Source organism: Aquificaceae bacterium (genome assembly GCA_037722135.1).
GTDB classification, from domain to species: Bacteria; Aquificota; Aquificia; order Aquificales; family Aquificaceae; genus Pampinifervens; species Pampinifervens sericum.
In genome coordinates this window covers 1-3,137 of sequence record JBBKAW010000079.1, presented here as the reverse complement: position 1 = coordinate 3,137, position 3,137 = coordinate 1, and the positions used below count along the sequence as shown (strand labels likewise).

General features: G+C 45.0%; 4 protein-coding genes. All 4 read left to right on the top strand.

Annotated features, from left to right (window positions below):
* Window positions 1-53: 53 nt before the first annotated feature.
* The gene (locus WKI49_05595) at window positions 54-812 is read left to right on the top strand and encodes an MFS transporter (GenBank protein MEJ7621964.1); all 759 of its coding nucleotides are present in this window, start codon (window positions 54-56) and stop codon (window positions 810-812) included.
* A 10-nt stretch (window positions 813-822) separates the two neighbouring features.
* Window positions 823-2,190, top strand: a complete 1,368-nt coding sequence (locus tag WKI49_05590; protein MEJ7621963.1) for a sodium:solute symporter family protein — start codon at window positions 823-825, stop codon at window positions 2,188-2,190.
* Complete coding sequence (locus WKI49_05585) at window positions 2,178-2,744, top strand: class II aldolase/adducin family protein (GenBank protein ID MEJ7621962.1); 567 nt, start codon at window positions 2,178-2,180, stop codon at window positions 2,742-2,744. Before WKI49_05590 ends, WKI49_05585 begins: the two co-directional genes overlap by 13 nt.
* A partial coding sequence (locus WKI49_05580) for a glycine cleavage system protein H (protein MEJ7621961.1) occupies window positions 2,716-3,137 on the top strand: 422 nt, incomplete at its 3' end. The genes WKI49_05585 and WKI49_05580, both read left to right, overlap by 29 nt.

Here is a 3,137-nt window from a genome sequence, read left to right as displayed (position 1 = left end):
CCCCTTGCCTGCGAAACCTCATCCTGTGGAATATTTTTCTATAGGATGAGGAACTGTTTGTAAGGCTTTATGTTCCAGAATCTCCAAGATGGCTTCTTTCAAAGGGTAGGATAGAAGAAGCGGAGAGGATAGTGAGCAGAATTGAAATACAAGCAGGTGGTAGAAAAAGCCAAGAGACATGCCAAGTGCCAGTTTTTGAGGGAAATATCTTAGATGCGTCAAGGATAATCTTAGGCAGATACAAGTGGCGTTTTCTCTTTAGTGCCAGCATGAGTTTTACTATCCTTACTACCTACTATGGCATGATAACCTTGCTTCCTGTAATACTTTCTGAGGTTTACTCTCTAAGCAGTAAGGAAATACCTCAACTTCTCACGTTGGGAAGTCTTGGTGGGCTTATAGGCGGGCTTGTGGTGGCTCTGCTTGTGGATAAAGTGGGAAGAATTCCCCTTGGCATTCTCATTAGCTTGGCGTCAGCCCTTCTTAGCCTTTCTTTCCTCTTGGGTTTTGACATAAGGCTTACCTTCTTTCTATACTCCCTTATAGCCTTTTCCTTTGCCTCTGTTGCCTATGTAATAGCAACGGAGATATATCCCTCCTATATAAGGGCGTACGCCATAGGAATCTTGTCTATAATAGGCAGGCTTTCTGGTGCCTTTTCTCCCCTCTTTCTTGTGAGCCTCTCTCAGTTTGGTTTCAAATATGCCATGCTTGGGCTTGCCTCTTTCTGGCTTGTGGGCTTTGTTGCCTTTGTTATATGGGCTTTTAGGGGAATGGAAACAAAGGGTAAACCCTTAGAGGAAATTTCATAAAATAAATGGCATGCTCTTGGGGTTTATCCTTCTGTATATATTAGGCACTCTCCTTATAGGAGTTTTGGCATCAAGGCTCGTTAAAAATTCAAAGGACTACATACTTGCGGGTAGAAGCCTACCCCTCTATATGGCTACCTTTGTATCCTTTGCCACGTGGTTTGGCTCAGAGACGGTGCTTGGTGCCTCTTCCGTGATGGCAAAGGAAGGTCTTTTAGGCGTTATAGAAGACCCCTTTGGTGCAGCACTGTGTCTTATACTCATAGGTCTTTTCTTTGCCAAGCCTCTATACAGGATGAACCTCCTTACTATGGGAGATTTCTACAGAGTGGTGTATGGCAGAAAAGCAGAGGTGGTGGCAAGTTTTATGATAGTGTTTTCCTACTTTGGGTGGGTGGGTGCGCAGATGGTAGCCATAGGAATTATCCTTCAGCTCGTGTTGGGAGTTCCTCTCCTGTGGGGTATCCTTTTGGGTTTTGGTGTGGTGCTTTTTTATACCTTTTTGGGTGGCATGTGGGCGGTGTCCCTTACAGACTTTTTGCAAACCATAATGATAATAGTGGGTTTAATCGCAGTGCTTTATGAGGTTTCCTCTGGCTTTTCTCAGATAGCTCCAGTCCTTGCTTCCCAACCATTAGATTACTACAGATTTCTCCCAGAGCCTACCCTCAAGGACATACTCCTTTACATATCCGCATGGATTACCATAGGGCTTGGCTCTATCCCTCAGCAGGATGTGTTCCAAAGAGTTATGGCATCAAGGAGCGAAAGGGTTGCGGTGCTTTCAAGTATATCCGCAGGTTTTATGTATCTTACTGTAGCCCTCATACCTCTTATCCTTGCGGTTTTTGCAAGAACGAAGTATCCCGAGCTTTTGGATATAGACCCACAGCTTATGCTTCCCACTATGATAATGGAGCATGCGAGCCTTCCCACAAAGGTGCTCTTTTTTGGTGCACTGCTTTCTGCCATTATGAGCACTGCAAGCGCTGCAGTGCTTGCTCCTGCCTCGGTGCTTAGCGAAAACCTTATAAAGCCATATATAAGAAATCTCTCAGACAAAGGCTTTCTGTGGCTTACGAGGGCTTGTGTAGTCTTAGTTTCCCTTGTGTCCCTTATGTTTGCTCTCTCTGGAGAGTCCATATATCATCTTGTAGCAAGCTCCTCAGCCTTGAGCCTTGTATCCCTCTTTGTTCCTCTTACCGCAGGGCTTTACTTTAAGGGTTCAAACCCAGCGTCCGCCATAGCCTCCATGCTTTCTGGATTTTTCAGCTGGGCTCTGCTTGAGTATGTTTTCCACAACGACTTTGCTCTTCTTGTAGGTCTTGGCTTTAGCATAAGCTCCTATATACTTTTTAGTCTCATATGGAAGAGATAGCAATAAGAAAACTAAAGCAGGTAGGAAAGCTCCTTTATACAGAAGGTCTCGTAGATGCAAGGGCAGGCAACCTATCAGTAAGGTTAAAGGACAAGATAGTCATAACGCGTAGAGGAAGTCATCTTGGAAACCTTCAAGATTGGGATTTTATATCCCTTCCCTTAAAGGAAGAACATCTCCTTTCGGATAGAGCTTCCTCAGAGCTCGTGGTCCACAAAGAGATATACTTACAGACAGACTACCTTTCGGTAGTGCACGCACATCCCATTGGAGCAACCCTCTTGTCCTTTGAAAGGGACTACATAGAACCAATAGACTCCGAGGGCAAAGACCTACTTGGAAGGGTTCAAATAATCCCAGCCTATCCCTCTGGAAGTTTGGAGCTTGCAAGGGCGGTAGCCTTTGCCTTGAGGTCTTCAAAGCTCGTGGTGGTGAGGTCTCATGGCGTATTTTCCGCAGACCTTGACCCCTTTTATGCTTATGCTCATATTTCTGTCCTTGAGCGTTCTTGTAAAATACTCCTCTATGAGCGAGGTAAAATACAAAGGCTGTAAAATTCCGCCAGAGCTTTACTACGATATAGAAAACCAAGTATGGTATAGGCTTGAGCCAGATGGCACAGTGGTAGTTGGAGCTACAGACATAGGTCAAACAAGGGCAGGGAGAATGGTAAATGTAAGGATAAAGGCGGTAGGCAAACATGTGCCAAAGGGAAAGCCTATAGCGAGCCTTGAAAGCGGAAAGTGGACAGGACCAGTCCCAGCAGTCATAGAGGGAGAGGTGGTAGAAAGAAACGAAGAGCTCTTTGATACCCCAGACCTCATAAACGACTATCCGTATACCAAGGGTTGGATAGCAAGGCTAAAACCTACAAACCTTGAAAGAGACCTAAAGGACTTGGTTACTGGAGAGGAAGCGGTTAGAAAAATGCAAGAATACATAGATAG

Bases quoted from the DNA above. Each gene is read 5' to 3' on its own strand.
- WKI49_05590 (MEJ7621963.1), top strand. From the start codon at position 823: ATGCTCTTGGGGTTTATCCTTCTGTATATATTAGGCACTCTCCTTATA.
- WKI49_05585 (MEJ7621962.1), top strand. From the start codon at position 2,178: ATGGAAGAGATAGCAATAAGAAAACTAAAGCAGGTAGGAAAGCTCCTT.